This window comes from Pseudomonas sp. Snoq117.2, from assembly GCF_900110545.1.
Taxonomy (GTDB): Bacteria; Pseudomonadota; Gammaproteobacteria; order Pseudomonadales; family Pseudomonadaceae; genus Chryseomonas; species Chryseomonas benzopyrenica.
This window is the reverse complement of sequence record NZ_FOED01000001.1, coordinates 173,061-192,290: the sequence shown is the minus strand read 5'-3', so window position 1 is coordinate 192,290 and position 19,230 is coordinate 173,061. Positions and strand designations below refer to the sequence as shown.

General features: G+C 64.4%; 15 protein-coding genes and 6 tRNA genes. 15 read left to right on the top strand and 6 right to left on the bottom strand.

The genetic code is table 11. The features are described 5' to 3' along the window. Window positions 1-60: 60 nt before the first annotated feature. Window positions 61-1,035 (bottom strand): cysteine synthase A, encoded by a 975-nt coding sequence (cysK, locus tag BMZ43_RS01035; protein ID WP_093249106.1) that lies wholly within the window; start codon window positions 1,033-1,035, stop codon window positions 61-63. A 111-nt stretch (window positions 1,036-1,146) separates the two neighbouring features. Between cysK and BMZ43_RS01030 the strand changes: the two genes are divergently transcribed. Both BMZ43_RS01030 and BMZ43_RS01025 read left to right on the top strand, forming a co-directional pair. Beyond that, complete coding sequence (locus tag BMZ43_RS01030) at window positions 1,147-1,980, top strand: AAA family ATPase (RefSeq protein WP_093249103.1); 834 nt, start codon at window positions 1,147-1,149, stop codon at window positions 1,978-1,980. A gap of 8 nt (window positions 1,981-1,988) precedes the next feature. After that, window positions 1,989-3,164 carry a vWA domain-containing protein gene (locus BMZ43_RS01025; RefSeq protein ID WP_093249100.1) on the top strand — a complete coding sequence of 392 codons (1,176 nt, stop codon included), beginning with the start codon at window positions 1,989-1,991 and terminating at the stop codon, window positions 3,162-3,164. Between the two features lie 39 nt (window positions 3,165-3,203). Here the strand turns inward: BMZ43_RS01025 and htpX are convergent, their stop codons facing one another. Both htpX and BMZ43_RS01015 read right to left on the bottom strand, forming a co-directional pair. Continuing rightward, window positions 3,204-4,082, bottom strand: coding sequence for a protease HtpX (htpX, locus tag BMZ43_RS01020; protein ID WP_017642582.1), 879 nt, complete (start codon window positions 4,080-4,082; stop codon window positions 3,204-3,206). 193 nt (window positions 4,083-4,275) lie between these two features. After that, complete coding sequence (locus tag BMZ43_RS01015) at window positions 4,276-5,487, bottom strand: pyridoxal phosphate-dependent aminotransferase (RefSeq protein ID WP_017642581.1); 1,212 nt, start codon at window positions 5,485-5,487, stop codon at window positions 4,276-4,278. A 156-nt stretch (window positions 5,488-5,643) separates the two neighbouring features. On the opposite strand from BMZ43_RS01015, the gene msrB reads away from it, so the two are divergent. The 4 genes from msrB (at window position 5,644) to BMZ43_RS00995 (ending at window position 8,008) form a co-directional block, all read left to right on the top strand. Continuing rightward, window positions 5,644-6,045: a peptide-methionine (R)-S-oxide reductase MsrB gene (gene msrB / locus BMZ43_RS01010; RefSeq protein WP_093249097.1), complete on the top strand. Its 402-nt coding sequence runs from the start codon at window positions 5,644-5,646 to the stop codon at window positions 6,043-6,045. Further along, the gene (locus BMZ43_RS01005; protein WP_093249094.1) at window positions 6,042-6,527 is read left to right on the top strand and encodes a glutathione peroxidase; all 486 of its coding nucleotides are present in this window, start codon (window positions 6,042-6,044) and stop codon (window positions 6,525-6,527) included. The genes msrB and BMZ43_RS01005 overlap by 4 nt, the downstream gene beginning before the upstream one ends. 108 nt (window positions 6,528-6,635) lie before the next feature. Then, entirely contained in the window at window positions 6,636-7,523 is an 888-nt protein-coding gene (locus BMZ43_RS01000) for an ATP-binding protein (protein ID WP_017642578.1), read from the top strand. Beyond that, on the top strand, window positions 7,520-8,008 hold the full coding sequence (locus tag BMZ43_RS00995) for a GAF domain-containing protein (RefSeq protein WP_093249091.1): 489 nt from the start codon (window positions 7,520-7,522) through the stop codon (window positions 8,006-8,008). Before BMZ43_RS01000 ends, BMZ43_RS00995 begins: the two co-directional genes overlap by 4 nt. 25 nt (window positions 8,009-8,033) lie before the next feature. On the opposite strand, the gene BMZ43_RS00990 is transcribed toward BMZ43_RS00995, so the two are convergent. Further along, window positions 8,034-8,801: a hypothetical protein gene (locus tag BMZ43_RS00990; protein ID WP_256562845.1), complete on the bottom strand. Its 768-nt coding sequence runs from the start codon at window positions 8,799-8,801 to the stop codon at window positions 8,034-8,036. A 171-nt stretch (window positions 8,802-8,972) separates the two neighbouring features. On the opposite strand from BMZ43_RS00990, the gene BMZ43_RS00985 reads away from it, so the two are divergent. The 6 genes from BMZ43_RS00985 (at window position 8,973) to BMZ43_RS00960 (ending at window position 9,568) form a co-directional block, all read left to right on the top strand. Then, window positions 8,973-9,048 (top strand) — tRNA-Glu (locus BMZ43_RS00985). Window positions 9,049-9,052: 4 nt separating this feature from the next. Then, a tRNA-Gly gene (locus BMZ43_RS00980) sits at window positions 9,053-9,128 on the top strand. A 64-nt stretch (window positions 9,129-9,192) separates the two neighbouring features. Beyond that, window positions 9,193-9,268 (top strand) — tRNA-Glu (locus tag BMZ43_RS00975). A gap of 4 nt (window positions 9,269-9,272) precedes the next feature. Beyond that, window positions 9,273-9,348, top strand: a tRNA-Gly gene (locus BMZ43_RS00970). 64 nt (window positions 9,349-9,412) lie between these two features. Further along, window positions 9,413-9,488: transfer RNA gene (locus BMZ43_RS00965), tRNA-Glu, on the top strand. Window positions 9,489-9,492: 4 nt separating this feature from the next. Next, window positions 9,493-9,568, top strand: a tRNA-Gly gene (locus BMZ43_RS00960). 91 nt (window positions 9,569-9,659) lie between these two features. Here the strand turns inward: BMZ43_RS00960 and BMZ43_RS00955 are convergent. After that, window positions 9,660-10,655, bottom strand: coding sequence for a sulfate ABC transporter substrate-binding protein (locus BMZ43_RS00955; protein ID WP_017639604.1), 996 nt, complete (start codon window positions 10,653-10,655; stop codon window positions 9,660-9,662). 169 nt (window positions 10,656-10,824) lie between these two features. Between BMZ43_RS00955 and smc the strand changes: the two genes are divergently transcribed. From smc to ligA, 3 genes are all read left to right on the top strand, one after another. After that, complete coding sequence (smc, locus tag BMZ43_RS00950; protein WP_093249087.1) at window positions 10,825-14,310, top strand: chromosome segregation protein SMC; 3,486 nt, start codon at window positions 10,825-10,827, stop codon at window positions 14,308-14,310. A 205-nt stretch (window positions 14,311-14,515) separates the two neighbouring features. After that, window positions 14,516-15,415, top strand: a complete 900-nt coding sequence (gene zipA / locus BMZ43_RS00945) for a cell division protein ZipA (protein WP_093249084.1) — start codon at window positions 14,516-14,518, stop codon at window positions 15,413-15,415. Window positions 15,416-15,530: 115 nt separating this feature from the next. Next, entirely contained in the window at window positions 15,531-17,915 is a 2,385-nt protein-coding gene (gene ligA, locus BMZ43_RS00940; protein ID WP_093249081.1) for an NAD-dependent DNA ligase LigA, read from the top strand. Window positions 17,916-18,127: 212 nt separating this feature from the next. Here the strand turns inward: ligA and galE are convergent, their stop codons facing one another. Then, complete coding sequence (galE, locus tag BMZ43_RS00935; protein ID WP_093249079.1) at window positions 18,128-19,216, bottom strand: UDP-glucose 4-epimerase GalE; 1,089 nt, start codon at window positions 19,214-19,216, stop codon at window positions 18,128-18,130. Window positions 19,217-19,230: the final 14 nt, after the last annotated feature.

The window sequence follows — 19,230 nt, the reverse complement described above, 5'->3', positions numbered from 1 at the left end:
CAAAGGTGTCCGTGCCTGTCGAGCGCCTCCGGGAGGGAGGAGGGCAGTTGCCTCTAGGTCTTACTGGACCAGCTCCTGCTCGTCGAACAGGCCATCGAAGAGCATCGTCGACAGATAGCGCTCGCCGGAGTCCGGCAGGATGACCACGAGGGTCTTGCCCTGCATCTCCGGGGTCTCGGCCAACCGCACCGCGGCGGCCATGGCGGCGCCGCAGGAAATGCCACAGAGAATGCCTTCCTCACGCATCAGGCGCTGGGCCATCAGCTTGGCCTGTTCATCGCTGACCTGCTCGACGCGATCGACCATGGAGAGGTCCAGGTTGCCGGGTACGAAGCCGGCGCCGATGCCCTGGATCTTGTGCGGGCTGGGTTTCACCTCGGCACCGGCGAGGGTCTGGCTGATGACCGGCGAGGTTTCCGGCTCCACCGCGACCGAAAGGATCGGCTTGCCCTTGGTGTTCTTGATGAAGCGCGAGATGCCGGTCAGGGTGCCGCCGGTACCGACGCCGGCCACCAGCACGTCGATGGCACCATCGGTGTCGTTCCAGATTTCCGGGCCGGTGGTCTTCTCGTGGATGGCCGGGTTGGCCGGGTTGTCGAATTGCTGTGGCATGAAGTAGCGATCGGGCTCGCTCTCGGCGATTTCCCGAGCCTTCTCGATGGCGCCCTTCATGCCCTTGGCCGGCTCGGTCAGCACCAGCTCCGCCCCCAGCGCCTTGAGCACCTTGCGCCGCTCCAGGCTCATGGAGGCCGGCATGGTCAGCACCAGGCGATAACCACGGGCGGCGGCGACATAGGCCAGGCCGATACCGGTGTTGCCCGAGGTCGGCTCCACCAGACTCATGCCAGGCTTGAGCAGGCCCTTGGCTTCGGCGTCCCAGATCAGGTTGGCACCGATGCGGCATTTGACCGAATAGCCCGGATTGCGCCCCTCGATCTTGGCGAGCAGGGTGACGCCCTTGGGGCCGAGGCGGTTGATGTAGACCAGTGGCGTGTTGCCGATGGACTGGGCGTTGTCAGCGAAGATGCGGCTCATGGCGGATCCTGTACGGCGCGGAAAACTCGCAGCCTAGGCCTTGCGTCCGATGGCGTCCAGCCCAGGCACGGCGTGTTATCGTCAGGCGAAACAGCTGCCAGAGGATAGATGATGGCCTTTCAGGGTACCGAGCGTTATGTGGCCACGGCCGAGCTCAGTCTGGCGGTCAATGCCGCCATTCAGCTGGGACGTCCGCTGCTGGTGAAGGGCGAGCCGGGCACTGGCAAGACGCTGCTGGCCGAGCAGGTGGCCGAGAGCCAGGGCGCACGTCTTATCACCTGGCACGTCAAGTCCACCACCAAGGCCCAGCAAGGCCTCTATGAATACGATGCCGTGAGTCGCCTGCGCGATTCCCAGCTCGGGGATCCCCGGGTGCAGGAGGTGGCGAACTACATCAAGCCCGGCAAGCTGTGGGACGCCTTCACCGCCGAGGATCCGGTGGTGCTCTTGATCGACGAGATCGACAAGGCCGACATCGAGTTTCCCAATGACCTGTTGCTGGAACTCGATCGCATGGAATTCCATGTCTACGAGACGGGCGAGACCATCCGCGCCCAGCGACGACCGGTGATCATCAGCACCTCCAACAACGAAAAGGAGCTACCGGACGCCTTCCTGCGTCGTTGCTTCTTTCATTTCATCCGCTTCCCGGAGCGGGAGACCCTTGAGCGTATCGTCCAGGTGCATTACCCCGACCTTCAGGCGCGCCTGATCAAGGAGGCCCTGGATCTCTTTCTCGATCTGCGCAGCGTGCCGGGGTTGAAGAAGAAGCCGTCCACCTCGGAACTGGTGGACTGGCTGGCCCTGTTGCTGGGCGATGAGGCGGCGCAGCGGGCCCTGCACGGCGAGGGTGGCCTGCCGCCGCTGGCGGGCGCCCTGGTGAAGAACGAGCAGGATCTGCAGTTGCTCGAACGCCAGGCCTTCATGCGCCGCCGGCGGAGCTGAGGGCGGGCATGTTCCTCGACTTCTTCACCCGACTCAGGGCCGCCGGCATTCCGGTGTCCCTGGGCGAACTGCTGGATCTGCACGCCGCCCTGGATGCGGGCCTGGCAGTGGCCGATCCAGACGCCTTCTATCTGCTGGCCCGTGCCGTGCTGGTCAAGGACGAGCGCTTCTTCGACCGCTTCGATCAGGTCTATGCCGGCGAGCTGGCCAGGTCCGAACGTCTGGCGGAGACCAAGGCGATTCCCGCGGACTGGTTGCGGCTAGAGTTCCAGCGCTTGCTGTCGGACGAGGACCGCCAGCGACTCCAGGCCCTGGGCGGCCTCGACGAACTGCTCGAAACCCTGCGGCAGCGCCTCGCCGAGCAGCGCGAGCGGCACGCCGGTGGCAACAAATGGGTCGGCACGGGTGGCACCAGTCCCTTCGGCAGCGGTGGCTACAATCCCTTCGGTGTGCGCGTCGGCGAGGCCGGTACCCGCCAGGGGCGGGCGGCCAAGGTCTGGGAGCAGCGTGACTACCGCAATCTGGACGATCGCGCGCCCCTGGATCGGCGCAATCTGCAATTGGCTCTGCGCCGGCTGCGGCGCTTCGCTCGCCAGGGTGCGGCGGCGGAGTTCGATTTGGATGAGACCGTTGCCGCCACGGCGCGGGAGGGCGGGTTGCTGGACGTGCGCTATAGCCCTGAACGCCATAACGCCACCAAGGTACTCCTGCTGCTGGATGTCGGCGGTTCCATGGATCTGCATGTGCGCCTGTGCAGCGAGCTGTTCAGCGCCTGTCGCCTGGAGTTCCGCCACCTGGAGTACTACTACTTCCACAACTGCGTCTACGAGCGGGTCTGGCGCGATAATGCCCGTCGGCATGAGGAAGGCTTGGCGACCGCCGAACTGCTGCGCCGCTATGGCGCGGACTACCGCCTGGTGATCGTCGGCGACGCCAGCATGGGGCCCTATGAGATCACCCATCCCGGCGGCAGCGTCGAGCACTGGAACGAAGAGCCCGGCGCGCTCTGGATCCAGCGGCTGTGCCAGCACTTCCCACGGGCGGTATGGCTCAATCCCTATCCGCAAGACGGCTGGGCCAGCAGCACCTCGATCCAGTTGCTGCGCGAACTCATGGCCCAGTGGATGTTTCCCTTGACCGGCGAGGGGCTGGCCGATGCCATCCGATCCTTGACCCGCCCATGAAAAAACCCGGCCGAAGCCGGGTTTTTTCATCGCTCGCGCTTAGCGCTGACCGTAGCGGCGCAGGGCCTCGATGCGGTCTTCCAGCGGCGGGTGGCTCATCAGCAGACCGGCCAGACCGTTCTTCAGCGAGCCGTTGATGCCGAAGGCGTTCAGGGTGTCGGGCATCTGCACCGGGATACCTTGCTCGGCACGCAGGCGCTGCAGGGCGCCGATCATGGCGTTAGGACCAGCCAGGCGGGCACCGGCTTCGTCGGCGCGGAATTCGCGTTTGCGCGAGAACCACATGACGATGATGCTGGCCAGGATACCCAGGACCAGTTCGGCGATGATGGTGGTCACGAAATAGGCGATGCCGTGGCCTTCCTCATTCTTGAAGATGGCCTTGTCGACGAAGTTGCCGAAGATCCGCGCGAAGAACATCACGAAGGTGTTCACCACGCCCTGGATCAGCGCCAGGGTCACCATGTCGCCGTTGGCGACGTGACCGATCTCGTGGGCCAGCACCGCGCGTACCTCGTCGGGCGAGAAGCGCTCCAGCAGGCCCTGGCTTACCGCGACGAGGGCGTCGTTGCGGTTCCAGCCGGTGGCGAAGGCGTTGGCCTCGTAGGCCGGGAAGATACCGACCTCGGGGGTCTTGATGCCGGCTTCGCGGGCCAATTCCTCGACGGTCTGCAGCAGCCACTGCTCATGGCGGGTACGCGGTTGGCTGATGACCTCGGTACGGGTGCTCATCTTCGCCATCCACTTGGAGATGAACAGCGAGATCAGCGAGCCGGCAAAGCCGAACACGGCACAGAACACCAGCAGACTGCCATAGTTCTGACCGGTGTAGCGATCCACGCCAAGCACCTTCAAGGTGATGCTGGCAACGATCAGCACCGCCAGGTTGGTAGCCAGAAACAACAGAATGCGCATCATGGTGGGGTATAGCTCCTCACAGGTTTATCTGCCGGCTATATAAGGTTCGGCCCCGATCCATTCAATGTTTCCACTATTGCAAACTGTGTCGTCTGGGGGCTGGCGAAACTGCTGGCGGCTGTCGCGCGAGTGCCTGCGCCGGTTGACGCCGCGAGGCGCGTCAACCGATGAAAGACCCGGAAATGCTTTGCCGCTACTGGGCGTAGCCACCAAGGAAGTTGCCGATGCGGCCGATGGCCTGTTCCAGATCATCGACGCGGGGCAGGGTGACGACCCGGAAGTGGTCGGGCCAGGGCCAGTTGAAGGCAGTGCCCTGGACCACCAGCAGCTTTTCCGAGAGCAGCAGGTCGAGAACGAATTTCTCGTCGTTGTGGATGGGGCAGACCTTGGGATCGATCCGCGGGAAGGCATAGAGCGCGCCCATCGGCTTCACGCAGCTGACGCCGGGGATGTCATTGAGCAGTTCCCAGGTGCGATTACGCTGCTCCAGCAGGCGTCCGTGCGGCAGCACCAGGTCATTGATGCTCTGGTAGCCGCCGAGAGCGGTCTGGATCGCGTGCTGGGCCGGCACGTTGGCGCACAGGCGCATGTTGGCCAGGATGTCGAGGCCTTCGATATAGCTGTGGGCGCGGTGCTTGGGGCCCGACACGATCAGCCAGCCCGAACGGAAACCGGCGACGCGATAGGACTTGGACAGGCCGTTGAAGGTCAGGCACAGGACGTCCGGCGCCAGGGAGGCGGTGGAGATGTGCTGGGCTTCGTCGTAAAGGATCTTGTCGTAGATCTCGTCGGAGAACAGCACCAGGTTGTGCCGCCGCGCCAGTTCGACGATGCCTTCCAGCACCTCCTTGGAATAGACCGCGCCGGTGGGATTGTTCGGGTTGATCAGCACCAGCGCCTTGGTGTTGCTGGTGATCTTCGCTTCCATGTCGGCCAGGTCGGGGAACCAGCCGGCCTGCTCGTCGCACAGGTAGTGCACCGGCTTGCCGCCGGCCAGGCTGACCGCGGCGGTCCACAGTGGATAGTCGGGAGCCGGGATCAGCACCTCGTCGTTGTTGTTGAGCAAGGCCTGCATGGCCATGACGATCAGCTCGGAGACGCCGTTGCCCAGGTAGATGTCCTCGATGCCGACACCCTCGATGCGCTTCTGCTGGCAGTACTGCATCACCGCCTTGCGCGCGCTGAACAGGCCCTTGGAGTCGCTGTAGCCCTGGGCGGTCGGCAGGTTGCGGATGACGTCCTGCAGGATCTCCTCGGGCGCCTCGAAGCCGAAGGGCGCCGGATTGCCGATGTTGAGCTTCAGGATGCGATGGCCTTCCTCTTCGAGGCGCTTGGCATGCTTGAGGACCGGGCCGCGGATGTCGTAGCAGACATTGGCGAGCTTGTTCGACTTGGAGACCTGCATGGGGAAATGAATCCTGGAAAAGGGGCGAGTAAGACTCGGCGGGGACGGACGCCGACCGGCGCTTGGCAGCATCCGCGGGTGGATGCCAGACTGAGCGGGAATCATACGGCTGCATCGCCTGTTACAAAAGATGCGCCGGCATCCAGAGAGGTCATCATGGAAAAAGTACAGCGTAGCCCGGAAGACTGGCGTGAGCGCCTGACCGACGATCAGTTTCGCGTCTGTCGCCTGGCCGCCACCGAAAGACCCTATACCGGTGCCTACTGCAACACCAAGACGCCCGGCGTCTATCACTGCGCCTGCTGCGAGCTCGCACTGTTCGACTCCAGCACCAAGTTCGACTCCGGCTGCGGCTGGCCCAGCTACTACGCGCCCATCGATGCCGAGGCGGTGCGGGAAAAGGAAGACTTCAGCCACGGCATGCAGCGCATAGAGGTGCTCTGCGCGCGCTGCGATGCCCACTTGGGGCATGTCTTCCCCGACGGTCCACCGCCGACCGGTCTGCGCTATTGCATCAACTCGGTGGCGCTACAGTTGCAACCCAGGGCCTCCGCGTGATCAGGGACCTCCTCAGCGTGCCGTTCGAGACCGCCGATGGCCAGCGGGCCTGTCTGGCCGATTGGCCGGCGCGGGCCTACCTGGTGGTCAATACCGCCAGTCGTTGCGGCTTCACCCGTCAGTACGACGGCCTCGAAGCGCTGCAGCAGCGTTATTTGGCCGAGGGACTGCGGGTGATCGTCTTTCCCTGCAATCAGTTCGGTGGTCAGGAGCCAGGTAGCAATGCCGAGATCCAGACCTTTTGCCTGACCCGCTTCAATGTCAGCTTTCCGGTGATGGCCAAGCTCGACGTCAATGGCGACGGCGCCCATCCGCTGTTCGTGGCGCTCAAGCAGGCGGCGCCGGGCTTGTTGGGAGGCGCCATCCGCTGGAACTTCACCAAGTTCCTCGTCACGCCGGCCCAGGGGCGCGTCCAGCGCTTCGCGCCCATCACCCGTCCTTCCCAGCTGGAAAAGCCTGTCCGCCAGGCGCTGGCGTCCTAGCGTGGTAGCCCTCTGGACTTTGTCTGGAGGGCAAAAGTCATACGATAATGCGCGGCTTGTAAGGCGGCTGGTCCGCTGTTCTTTTTTTCGTCGTCAAGGATCATCCCTGTGAATGCCTCCCTAGAAGACTTTCTGCTCCACGCACGGCAGGTGCTGGAGCGCCTCGAACCCCTGTTGCCCCATCGTCGCGAGCCGCTGGACTGGCAGCACTGCTATGCGGCGCGCTGGCGCCGGGAAGGCCATGGCGGCTATCTGCAGCCGCTCGACGTCAATCTGGAATTGCGCCTGGCCGACCTGCTGGGTATCGATCGGCAGCGTGACCAGCTCGCCCGTAACACCCGCCAGTTCGTGGCCGGGCTGCCGGCCAACCACAGTCTGCTGTGGGGCGCGCGTGGCACCGGCAAGTCGTCGCTGATCCGGGCGCTGCTGGCGGAATATGCCGGGCAGGGCCTGCGCCTGATCGAAATCGAGCGCGACGACCTGGCCGATCTGCCCCGCGCCGTGGAACAGCTCGCCGGCCAGCCACAGCGTTTCGTGGTGTTCTGCGATGACCTGTCCTTCGATTCCGGCAGCGACGATTACCGGGTGCTCAAGAGCGTGCTGGATGGCTCCCTGGAGCAGGCGCCGGACAACGTGGTCCTCTACGCCACCTCCAACCGCCGTCATCTGGTGGCGGAGCGGCAGAGCGACAACGCCAACTGGGAGCACGTCGACGGCGAGCTGCACCCCAGCGAAGCGGCCGAGGACAAGATCGCCCTGTCGGATCGTTTCGGACTGTGGCTGTCCTTCTACCCCTTCACCCAGGATCACTATCTCGCCGTGGTGCGCCATTGGTGCACGACCCTGGCCGGCAAGTCCGGCCTGCAGCTGGAGTGGTCCGAAGAAGCGGATCGCGAGGCCATCCGCTGGGCGTCCGGTCGCGGCAACCGCAATGGCCGCTGTGCCTATCAATTCGCCCGGCAATGGGTCGGGCTCAAACTGTTGGAGAACGCATGACCGTAGAACTGACGGGCGTAGGAGCAGGACTCGAGGGCTACGCCATGCTGGCCGCCCAGGTGGAAGCCCTGCTGGCCGGTGAGCGCAACCTGGTGGCCAATGCCGCCCAGTTGTCGGCCTTCATCTATCAGGAAGTGCCGGACCTGAACTGGGCCGGCTTCTATTTCGTCGAGGGTGAAGACCAGCTGCTGCTCGGCCCCTTCCAGGGCAAGGTGGCCTGCATGCGCATTCCCTTCAACAAGGGCGTGTGCGGCACGGCCGCCCGGGAGCGCCGCACCCAACGCGTCGAGGATGTCCACGCCTTTCCCGGGCATATCGCCTGTGACGCGGCCTCGCGCAGCGAACTGGTGGTGCCGCTGGTGCAGGACGGTCGCCTGATCGGCGTGCTGGATCTGGACAGCCCGCATCCGGCGCGCTTCAGCGCGGCGGATCAGGCGGGTATCGAAGCCATGGTAGAGGCCTTTCTGGCCGCGACCGATTGCTGATCGGCGGGGGAGGGCAGGGAAGCCCTCACTCGTAGTCGTTCTTCTTGCGCCAGCTGTCGTCCTTGAGCGTATCCACGCTGTCCGACAGCTCGTTGGCGCTGCTGCTGGCCTGCTCGACCAGTTCGCTCTGCTGGCGTTTCACCTGGGCAATCTGCTCTTCCAGATAGGCCAGCAACTCGGTATAGCGCTCGGGTTGCTGTTGCTTGCGGATCTGCATGATCGCCCGTTCGTACGACTGGCGTGCCTGGATATAGTGTTCGCTCTTGATCTGCTGTTCGGCCTGGTAGCGAAAGAATTCCACATAGGTGGCCGTGAGCAGGTAGCGCATCTCGCCCACCCAGCGCTGGGCTTCCTGGCCGTCCAAAATGCCGATCTGATTGGCATGGGCGACGAGTGCGTGCAGCATCTCCATATAGCCACGAACTTCCTTGACCCGCGCCTCGGTATGCACTGGCCTGGCGGCATTGGTGAGTTCGATGTTATCGCCTTTGGCCAGGGCGTCTTCCAGTTCGGTCTTGCGTGCGGTAAGGCCGGCGGAAGGGGCTTGCAGGGCGGCAAGGCGGGCGATCAGGCCGAGTTCGATACGGTGGAACAGCTGCTTGAGCGCCGGGGTCATCAGCTGGCCGGGCAGACTGCTGCCCAGCTGGGCGCAGCGCTTGATGCGGTCGGTGAGGTCGGCGACCAGACGCTGCTTTTCCAAGCGGCCCGCTTCGAGCTTCTGGTTGACGAAGGCGATCATGATCAACAAGAGGATGCCAAGCCCCACTACCGCTGCAATCATCGTTGAGGACATGACCTTCTCCATGGTGCTTGCCCGCCGTTTGTCGTACGAGCGAAGTCGTTGATTTGAAAAGTATTTAATCAGCTATTGACGCCCAGGGTAAGGCTCCCTAGAATGCGCGCACTCCCAACGGCGGCAAGCGGCAGCCGAGTGGTAGGCCAGAGTCCTCAGGGATTCTACCTGGTCCCCTTCGTCTAGTGGCCTAGGACACCGCCCTTTCACGGCGGTAACAGGGGTTCGAGTCCCCTAGGGGACGCCATATTGCGGGAATAGCTCAGTTGGTAGAGCACGACCTTGCCAAGGTCGGGGTCGCGAGTTCGAGTCTCGTTTCCCGCTCCAAATACAATCCGGTTGCCTTTGGGCGGGCGGATGCAGGGTGAAAGGCCTTGCGGAAAGAGGTTTCGTCCCCTTCGTCTAGTGGCCTAGGACACCGCCCTTTCACGGCGGTAACAGGGGTTCGAGTCCCCTAGGGGACGCCACATTGCGGGAATAGCTCAGTTGGTAGAGCACGACCTTGCCAAGGTCGGGGTCGCGAGTTCGAGTCTCGTTTCCCGCTCCAAACACAATCTCACGGTTTCATGACAGTGGGATGCAAGGTGAAAGGCCTTGCGGAAAGAGGTTTCGTCCCCTTCGTCTAGTGGCCTAGGACACCGCCCTTTCACGGCGGTAACAGGGGTTCGAGTCCCCTAGGGGACGCCACATTGCGGGAATAGCTCAGTTGGTAGAGCACGACCTTGCCAAGGTCGGGGTCGCGAGTTCGAGTCTCGTTTCCCGCTCCAAATAAACAAAGACACCGCCTAAGGGCGGTGTTTTTGTGTGCGCGGCTTTTATGTCGGTCAGAGGCCCGGCACCAAGCCGGGCGCGAGCGTCCTATTGAGGCGTATAGATCTGGTCGAAGACGCCGCCATCGGCGAAGTGGGTCTTCTGGATGCCACTCCAGGGACCGAATTCCTTTTGCGCATCGATCAGTTCGAGCTTGGGAAAGCGGTCGGCGTACTGCGCCAGGACCTGGGCGTTGCGCGGGCGCAGGAAGTTGTCCGCGGCGATCTTCTGGCCTTCTTCGGACCAGAGATACCTGAGGTAGTCCTCGGCCTCGGCGCGAGTACCTTTCTTGTCGACGACACTGTCGACCACGCTCACCGGCGGCTCGGCCTGCACCGAGATGCTCGGGTAGACCACCTCGAAGCCGCCCCGGCCGAATTCCCGGGCGATCATCTCGGCTTCGTTCTCGAAGGTCACCAGGACATCGCCCTGCTGATTCTTCATGAAGGTGGTGGTGGCGGCGCGACCGCCGGTATCCAGGATGGGCACGTGCTTGAACAGCTCGGCGACGAAGCCGCGGGCCTTCTGCTCGTCACCACCCGGTTGGCGCAGGGCGTAGGTCCAGGCGGAGAGGTAGGTGTAGCGACCGTTCCCGGAGGTCTTGGGATTGGGCACTATCACCTGGACGCCGTCCTTGAGCAGATCGGACCAGTCATGGATGCCCTTGGGATTGCCCTGGCGCACGATGAGCACTGTGGCCGAGGTGAAGGGCGCGCTGCGATCGGGCAGGCGGGTTTCCCAGTCCTTGGGCACCAGGCCGCGATCGGCCAGGGCCTGGATGTCGGTGGCCTGGTTCATGGTGATGACATCGGCCTGCAGGCCGTCGATGACCGCGCGCGCCTGCTTGCTGGAGCCGCCATGGGACATCTGGATCACCGGGGTGTCGCCGTGCTCGGCTTTCCAGTGTGCCTGGAAGGCCGGGTTGTAGTCCTTGTAGAAGTCACGCATGACGTCGTAGGAGACGTTGAGCAGCGGCGGGGCGGCGAGGGCCTGGGCGCTGGCCGCCAGGGCGGCGGCGAGCAGGGTGAAGCGAAGGATCTTCATGGGGGCATCCTGCGAGTGGGGGGTGCAGGACTATAGCCTGTCGTCCCGGCGGCGTGCAGAACGGCTGGAAATAAGCTCATGCTCAGCGACGGCAGTCGTGGCCGCCAATGGTAGACTTTCGCCCTTTCGCCTGCGGTTGGGCACGGCGCGGTGAACAAGGGCTCCTGATATGCGGTTGAGGTCGATCAAGCTGGCGGGATTCAAATCCTTCGTCGATCCGACGACGGTGAATTTCCCGAGCAACATGGCAGCGGTGGTCGGTCCCAATGGTTGCGGCAAGTCGAATATCATCGACGCCGTACGCTGGGTGATGGGCGAGAGCTCGGCCAAGAATCTGCGTGGCGAGTCGATGACGGACGTCATCTTCAATGGCTCCAACAGTCGCAAGCCGGTATCCCAGGCCTCCATCGAGCTGATCTTCGACAACTCCGACCACACCCTGGTGGGCGAATACGCGAGCTACGCGGAGATCTCCATCCGCCGCCGGGTGACCCGCGAAGGCCAGAACACCTATTTCCTCAACGGCACCAAGTGCCGCCGGCGCGACATCACCGATATCTTCCTCGGCACCGGCCTGGGGCCGCGCAGCTATTCGATCATCGAGCAGGGGATGATCTCCAAGTTGATCGAGGCGCGCCCGGAGGATCTGCGGCACTACATCGAGGAGGCCGCGGGCATCTCCAAGTACAAGGAGCGGCGGCGCGAGACCGAGAATCGCATTCGCCGCACCCAGGAGAATCTCGCCCGCCTCACCGACCTGCGCGAGGAGCTGGAGCGGCAGCTGGAGCGGCTGCATCGCCAGGCGCAGTCGGCCGAGCGCTTCCAGGCCTTCAAGCAGGAGGAGCGGCAACTCAAAGCGCAGTTGCAGGCGGTGCGCTGGCGCGAGCTGGATGGCCGCGTCGAGCAGCGCGAAAAGGTGATCCGCGACCAGGAGACGGCCCTCGAAGCCCTGACCGCCGAACAGCGCCAGGCGGACGCCGGCATCGAAAGACTGCGCGATGGCCATCATGAATTGAGCGAAGCCTTCAACCTGGTGCAGGGGCGCTTCTACTCCCTGGGGGGTGACATCGCCCGCCTGGAGCAGACCATCCAGCATGGCCAGCAGCGCCAGCGTCAGTTGCAGGACGATCTGCGCGAAGCCGAACAGGCCCGCAGCGAAGCCGAGTCCCACCTGGAGCACGACCGGGTGCTGCTCGCCACCTTTGAGGAAGAGCTGGCGATGCTCGAGCCCGAGGAAGAGGCGGCACGTGAGTTGGGCGAGGAGGGCGGTGCCGCGCTGGAAGAGGCGGAGCTGGCCCTGGCGGACTGGCAGCAACGCTGGGAAGCGCTCAGTGCCGCGAGTGTCGAGCCGCAACGGGAGGCCGATGTGCAGCAGGCGCGCATCCGCTCGCTGGAGCAGAGCCTGGAGCGCGGCATGGACCGGCAGCGCCGGCTGCGTGATGAACGCACTCTGCTGGGCGAGGACGGGCCTTCCGAGCGTCTGGTCATGCTGGAAGAGCAGATCGCCGAGGACGAGTTGCTGCTGGAGGGCCTGGCCGAGCAGGAGTTGCAGGTCGCGGATGGGCTGCAACGGTTGCGCGAAGAATTGCTGGCGCTGGCGGGGGAACAGAGTCAGCGCCAGGGCGAATTGCAGCGGCTCGAAGGCCGCATCGCCTCGCTGGAGGCCCTGCAGCAGGCGGCCCTGGCCCCCGATACCGGCGCGGCCCAGTGGCTCGAGGCCGAGGGTCTCACTCAGGCGCCACAGCTGGCGGACGATGTCCAGGTCACCCCCGGTTGGGAGCTGGCAGTGGAGACCGTCCTCGGCAGCGATCTGCAGGCGGTCTGCCTGGATGACCTGGCGCCTCTGCGTCTCGCTACCTTCGCCAGCGGTGCCTTGAATCTGGCGCTGCCCGGCTCGCTGCCGGTCGCCGCCGGCAGCCTGCTGGAGCAGGTGCAGGCACCGCGCGACCTGTCGCCCTGGCTGGGTCAGGTGCTGATCGCGAACAGTTACGACGAAGCCCTGGCGCGGCGGCCGGCCCTGGCCCCAGGGCAGAGTCTGATCACGCCGGAAGGCTACTGGGTCTCCCGGCATTTCCTGCGTGTGCGGCGGGCCCAGGCCGCCGAGGGCAGTGTCCTGGCGCGCGGCCGCGAACTGGAGGAGCTGCAGGCGCGACGCCTGGAGTTGAGCGAGGCGCTCGCCCTCCAGGAAGAACGGCTGGAGGATCGTCGCGCGGCCCAGCAGCGGCTGGAAGGCGAGCGTGAAGAGGCGCGGCGGCGCCAGCAGCAGGAGCAGCAGCGGCTGGCCGAATCCCGTGCCCAGCTCTCTGCCCAGCAGGCACGGGCCGAGCAGCTGAGCATCCGTCGGCAGCAACTGGAGGCCGATCTCCAGGACGTCGAGCAACAATTGGCGCGTGAGCAGGAGGAGTTGGGTGAATGCCGGCTGCGCCTGCAGGACGCCCTCGATGCCATGGCGGTGGATACCGAGCAGCGCGCGCTATTGCAGGAACAGCGCGATCGTCATCGGCAGGCGGTGGAAGCGGCGCGCCAGCGCCAGCGCCAGGCTCAGGAACAACTGCATCAGCTGACGGTGCGGCTGACCACCCTAAGAGCCCAGCGTCAGTCGACCTTCCAGGCGCTGGAGCGGCTGGAGTTGCAGACCGCACGCCTCGGCGAGCGCTGCGAGCAGCTCAATCTCAACCTGGAGGAAGGCGGCGAGCCCCTCGATGAATTACGCCTGCGCCTGGAAGAGTTGCTGGGGCGACGTCTGCAGGTGGACGAGGAAATGCGCACGGCGCGCCTGGCGCTGGAAGATGCCGATCGGGAGTTGCGCGATTTCGAGCGGCGGCGGCTGCAGGCGGAACAGCAGGCGACGCTGCTGCGCGGCCAGTTGGAGCAGCATCGCCTGGAATGGCAGGGCTTGGCGACCCGGCGCAGCGGCTTCGCCGAGCAGTTGGCGGCTGATGGCTATGACCTGCCGACGGTGATCGCGACCCTGCCGGCGGAGGCCAGCGAGGCAGCCTGGGAGGAGCAGCTGGAAGCCGTCGCGGCGCGGATCGGCCGGCTTGGACCGATCAACCTGGCGGCCATCGACGAATATCAGCAGCAGGCCGAGCGCAAGACCTATCTGGACGCCCAGAACGCCGATCTGGTGGAAGCGTTGGAGACCCTGGAAAGCGTCATCCGCAAGATCGACCGGGAAACCCGCAATCGCTTCAAGGATACCTTCGACCAGATCAATCACGGCCTGCAGGCCTTGTTCCCAAAAGTTTTCGGTGGCGGCAGTGCCTACCTGGAACTTACCGGGGAAGATTTACTCGATACCGGGGTTGCGATCATGGCGCGTCCGCCGGGCAAGAAGAACAGCACTATCCATTTGTTGTCGGGCGGTGAAAAGGCGCTGACGGCGCTGGCTCTGGTATTTGCCATCTTCCAGTTGAATCCGGCGCCGTTCTGCATGCTCGATGAAGTGGATGCACCCCTGGATGACGCCAACGTCGGCCGTTATGCCCGCTTGGTCAAGAGCATGTCGGAGAAGGTGCAGTTCATTTACATCACGCACAACAAGATCGCCATGGAGATGGCCGATCAGTTGCTGGGTGTGACCATGCATGAACCGGGCTGTTCGCGGCTGGTGGCGGTGGATGTGGAAGAGGCCGTGGCCATGGTCGATGCCTAATGCCCCACAGCCTCGCGGCTTGGCGGTGTAAAGTTGGCAATAGTCGTGCTAGCTTATGGCCGCGCTAGCGGTAAGTGGAAAAAGCTAAGAAGAACACTGACTTGGCGTAGGTTTCGGAGGTTTTGGAAAGACCTCGCAAGCGTCGACTTTCCAAAGTTTCCCGACGGGTGTCGGTCCATTATTTTCACAGGGGTATGTCTTTTTCATGGATATGGGTCTGCGCGAGTGGCTGATCATCATCGGCGTCATCGTCATCGCCGGTATTCTGTTCGATGGTTGGCGTCGCATGAGCGGCAAGGGCAAGCTCAAGTTCAAACTTGACCAGTCGTTGAACAATCAGCCGGAAAACGAAGACGAGGATCCGGAAATCGTCGGTCCGACGCGGGTGGTAGAACCCAGGGAGCCTTCCCTGGACGATCCGGGCGAGCCGACGCCACCGCGCTCCACGCAGCGCAAGCGTCGTGAAGAACGCCGTGAAGAACCCAGTGCCGACAGCTTCGATCTGTCCAGCGATGAAAGCCTGGCAGGCCTGGCCGCCGATTCCGATGAAGTCGTGACCCGTGGTCGCGACAAGCCGCGCAAGGAAAAGCCGCTGAGCAGCAAGGCACCCGAGCGCGAGTCGGTCAGCGAACCCGTCAGCAGCAGCGGCAACAGTCAGGCGGCCATGGCGCCGGTGGACGAGGTGCTGGTGATCAACGTGATCTCCCGTGACGAGAAGGGCTTCTCCGGTCCGGCACTGCTGCAGAACATCCTCGAAAGTGGGCTGAGATTTGGCGACATGGACATCTTCCATCGCCACGAGAGCATGTCGGGCAATGGCGAGGTGCTGTTCTCCATGGCCAACGCCGTGCGTCCGGGCACCTTCGATCTGGATGCCATCGACGACTTCCACACCCCGGCGGTGAGCTTCTTCCTGGGTCTGCCCGGTCCACGCCATCCCAAGCAGGCCTTCGACCTGATGGTCGCCGCGGCGCGCAAGCTGTCGTCCGAACTCAATGGCGAGCTGAAGGACGAGCAGCGCAGCGTCATGACCGCCCAGACCATCGAACACTACCGCCAGCGCATCGTCGATTTCGAACGCAAGAGCCTGATGCTCAAGCGTTGATCGCGCCGGAGCGAACCAAGAGCAGCCTCGGCTGCTCTTTTTGTTTGTAAGTTTTGCCGCGGCGCCGCTGGTGCCGTCAGGGCCACCCCTGGGGTGGCGACAGTGAGAGACCGCCATGACCGACGCCCAAGATGCTGTCACCCGCATCGCCGCCCTGCGCAGCGAGATCGACGCCCACAACTACCGCTACTACGTACTGGACGAACCGAGCGTGCCCGATGCCGAGTACGATCGGCTGTTCGGCGAACTCAAGACGCTGGAGGCCGAGCATCCCGAGCTGGTGACGCCCGACTCGCCCACCCAGAGGGTCAGCGGCGCGGCCCTGGCCGCCTTTGGCACCATCCGCCACGAGGTGCCCATGCTCAGCCTGGGTAACGCCTTCGCCGATGAGAATCTGCAGGACTTCGACCGGAGCGTCGGCAAGCGCCTGCGCGAGGAATTCGGCGAGACCGACTTCGCCGGGCCGGATTCCGGCGTCGAATACACCTGCGAGCCCAAGCTCGATGGCCTGGCGGTCAGCCTGCTGTACGAGGCGGGAATCTTGACCCGCGGCGCCACCCGCGGCGACGGCACCACCGGGGAAGACATCACCGCCAATGTGCGCACCATCCGTAACGTTCCGCTACGCCTGCAAGGCGAGGGCTGGCCGGCGGTGCTGGAGGTGCGCGGCGAGGTGTTCATGTCCCGCGCCGGCTTCGAGGCACTCAATGCCCGGGCGATGGAAAGCGGCGGCAAGACCTTCGCCAATCCGCGCAACGCTGCCGCTGGCAGCCTGCGCCAGCTGGATTCGCGGATCACCGCCCAACGTCCGCTGGAGTTCTGCTGCTACGGTTTCGGGCGGGTCGAGGGCGGGGCGCTGCCGGACACCCAGTACGACATCCTGCAGCGGCTGCGTGAATGGGGAATCCCCATCAGCCGCGAGTTGCGCAAGGTGCAGGGCGCGGCAGGCTGCCGCGCCTACTACGAGGACATCGGCCAGCGGCGCGATGCCCTGGCCTACGAGATCGACGGTGTGGTCTACAAGGTCAACCGGCTCGACTGGCAGGGCGAGCTGGGTTTTCGCGCGCGCGAGCCGCGCTGGGCGCTGGCGCATAAGTTTCCCGCTCGCGAAGAGCTGACCGAACTGCTCAATGTCGAATTCCAGGTGGGGCGCACCGGGGCCATTACCCCGGTCGCCCGGCTCAAGCCGGTACAGGTGGCCGGCGTCACCGTGACCAACGCTACCTTGCACAACATGGACGAGATCGCGCGGCTGGGCGTGATGATCGGTGACAGCGTGATCGTGCGCCGCGCCGGGGACGTCATCCCGCAGATCATGCAGGTGGTACCGGAGCGGCGGCCAGCGGATGCCCGGCCGGTGGAGATCCCCACCCATTGCCCCGTGTGTGGTTCGGCGGTGGAGCGCACCCAACTGATCAAGCGCGGCAAGGGCAAGGAGTCGGTCAGCGAAGGTGCGGTCTATCGCTGCGTTGGCCGGCTGGCCTGCCAGGCCCAGCTCAAACAGGCGATCATTCATTTCGCCTCGCGGCGGGCCATGGACATCGACGGCCTGGGCGATCGCATCGTCGAGCAACTGGTAGACCGGGAGCTGGCGAAGTCGCCGGCCGATCTCTACACCCTGACCTACGAGCAGGTCGTCGAGCTGGAAGGCTTCGCCGAGGTGTCCAGTCGCAACCTGCTGGCGGCCATCGAAGCTAGTCGCAAACCGGCGCTGGCCCGCTTCATCTTCGCCCTGGGAATTCCCGAGGTGGGCGAGGAGACCGCCAAGCGCCTGGCGCGCGCCCTGGGCAGCCTGCAGCGTATCCGCGAGGCCCTGCCCGAGGTGCTGGTCTACCTGCCGGACATCGGGCCGGAGGTGGCCTTCGAGATCCATAACTTCTTCCAGTCCGCGCACAACCGTGACGTGCTGGAGGCGCTGCTGGCCAACGGCATCGAGCTGGCCGACGAGGGCGAGGTGCACGCCGAATTCTCCGGCTACGCCGCCTTCGCCGATTTCCTCGACCAGTTGCACATTCCCTATCTGGGCAAGACCGGCGCCAAGACCCTGGCCACGGCCTTTCCCACGCTCGCGGCGCTGATCGAAGGCTCCCAGGACTGGTTGACCTTCAAGACCCTGTCCGGCCTCAACGAGCGGGCCAAGCAGGGGTTGCGCGAGTACTTCGCCGAGGCGGACAACGTCGCCCAGGCGCTGGCCATCGAGGCCCAGCTCAAGGCCTTCGGCATGCATTGGGAAAGCACGCGCCAGGTTGTACAGGGATTACCCTTCGCCGGTCAGACCTGGGTGCTCACCGGAACCCTGGAGGCCATGAGTCGCGATGCGGCCAAGGAGCGCCTGGAAGCCCTGGGTGCCAAGGTGTCGGGGTCGGTATCGGCCAAGACCGCCGTGGTGGTGGCCGGGCCGGGGGCGGGGTCCAAACTGACCAAGGCGAACGAGCTAGGGGTCACGGTGCTGGACGAGGATGCCTTCCTGCAGATCCTCGAGGCGCAAGGCGTTCGCTAGCGACAGGGATCAGGCCCGCAAGGGTCTGATCTTTACTGTTCCTGCCAATAACTGCAGGCGTTATTGGGTTATAACGAAGCGGTGCCAAGACTTCTGCGTATTAATCGCTTCGCTTAAAATTGCTGTCAAGCAGTGCCATGTTAACGAATTAAAAAGTAAGGCTTCGCCTGGTTTAAGCGAAGCCTTATTTTTAAGAAGAAAAAGTTCTGGGTTCAAGCGAAGCGCGTGGTGGGTTCGCTCGCACGTTGTTCTTTCTCATAAACTTCTTCCACAGCGATAGCCGCCTTGGTCGTCTGGCGATAGCCATGGGGATTGAGCGACTGCCAGCGCCAGGCATCTTCCAGCATGGTGGCGAGGCTGCGTTCGGCGCGCCAGCCCAGTTCCTGCCACGCTTTTTCCGGATCGGCCCAGCACTGCGCCACGTCGCCCGCGCGTCGCGGGGCGAAGTGACAGGGGATGTCGCGGCCCAGTTGCTGTTCCAGGGCCGCCACCACCTCTTTGACCGAATGTCCGCGTCCGGTGCCCAGGTTCCAGGTCGAGACGCCCGGGCGTCGGGCCAGGGCGTTCAGCGCCGCCAGATGACCGCGGGCCAGGTCCTGGACATGGATGTAGTCGCGGACGCCGGTGCCATCGGGCGTCGGGTAGTTGTCGCCGTAGACGTCCAGCCAGGGCCGGCGACCATTGGCCACCTGCAGCAGATAGGGCACCAGGTTGTTGGGGGTGCCCTGGGGGTCTTCACCGATCAGTCCGGAAGGATGGGCTCCGATGGGGTTGAAGTAGCGCAGCACGGCGATGGACCAGTGCGGATCGGCGCCGGCCAGCCCGCGCAGCACCTGCTCGGCCATGAGTTTCGACTGGCCATAGGGGTTGGTCGGCTCGGCGGTTGGGCAGCTTTCGCTGATGGGTGGAATGCAGTGGCCGTAGACGGTGGCGGAAGAGCTGAAGACCAGCTGGTGCACTCCGGCGGCGGCCATGGCCTGGCAGAGCACCAGGGTACCGCCGACGTTGTTGTCGAAATAGCGCAGGGGGTGTTGCACGCTCTCGCCGACCGCCTTGAGGCCGGCGAAATGCAGGGCCCCGGTGATCGGCAGCTCCTGAAACAGCCGATCCAGGAGGGCGCGATCCCGGACGTCCCCGCGCACGAAGAGAGGCGCCCGCCCGGCGAGCGTGGTAAGGCGTTGCACGACCTCTACGCGGCTGTTGACCAGGTTGTCCAGAATCACCACCTCGTGGCCCGCACGGAGCAGCTCCAGCGTCGTATGAGAACCTATGTAGCCTGCGCCGCCCGTGATCATCAACATGCAACCGTCCTCGG

What these genes read in the sequence shown, in the direction of transcription:
- cysK (WP_093249106.1), bottom strand. Translation starts at nt 1,035, where the DNA reads ATGAGCCGCATCTTCGCTGACAACGCCCAGTCCATCGGCAACACGCCA.
- BMZ43_RS01030 (WP_093249103.1), top strand. Translation starts at nt 1,147, where the DNA reads ATGGCCTTTCAGGGTACCGAGCGTTATGTGGCCACGGCCGAGCTCAGT.
- BMZ43_RS01025 (WP_093249100.1), top strand. Translation starts at nt 1,989, where the DNA reads ATGTTCCTCGACTTCTTCACCCGACTCAGGGCCGCCGGCATTCCGGTG.
- htpX (WP_017642582.1), bottom strand. Translation starts at nt 4,082, where the DNA reads ATGATGCGCATTCTGTTGTTTCTGGCTACCAACCTGGCGGTGCTGATC.
- BMZ43_RS01015 (WP_017642581.1), bottom strand. Translation starts at nt 5,487, where the DNA reads ATGCAGGTCTCCAAGTCGAACAAGCTCGCCAATGTCTGCTACGACATC.
- msrB (WP_093249097.1), top strand. Translation starts at nt 5,644, where the DNA reads ATGGAAAAAGTACAGCGTAGCCCGGAAGACTGGCGTGAGCGCCTGACC.
- BMZ43_RS00995 (WP_093249091.1), top strand. Translation starts at nt 7,520, where the DNA reads ATGACCGTAGAACTGACGGGCGTAGGAGCAGGACTCGAGGGCTACGCC.
- BMZ43_RS00990 (WP_256562845.1), bottom strand. Translation starts at nt 8,801, where the DNA reads ATGTCCTCAACGATGATTGCAGCGGTAGTGGGGCTTGGCATCCTCTTG.
- BMZ43_RS00955 (WP_017639604.1), bottom strand. Translation starts at nt 10,655, where the DNA reads ATGAAGATCCTTCGCTTCACCCTGCTCGCCGCCGCCCTGGCGGCCAGC.
- smc (WP_093249087.1), top strand. Translation starts at nt 10,825, where the DNA reads ATGCGGTTGAGGTCGATCAAGCTGGCGGGATTCAAATCCTTCGTCGAT.
- zipA (WP_093249084.1), top strand. Translation starts at nt 14,516, where the DNA reads ATGGATATGGGTCTGCGCGAGTGGCTGATCATCATCGGCGTCATCGTC.
- ligA (WP_093249081.1), top strand. Translation starts at nt 15,531, where the DNA reads ATGACCGACGCCCAAGATGCTGTCACCCGCATCGCCGCCCTGCGCAGC.
- galE (WP_093249079.1), bottom strand. Translation starts at nt 19,216, where the DNA reads ATGTTGATGATCACGGGCGGCGCAGGCTACATAGGTTCTCATACGACG.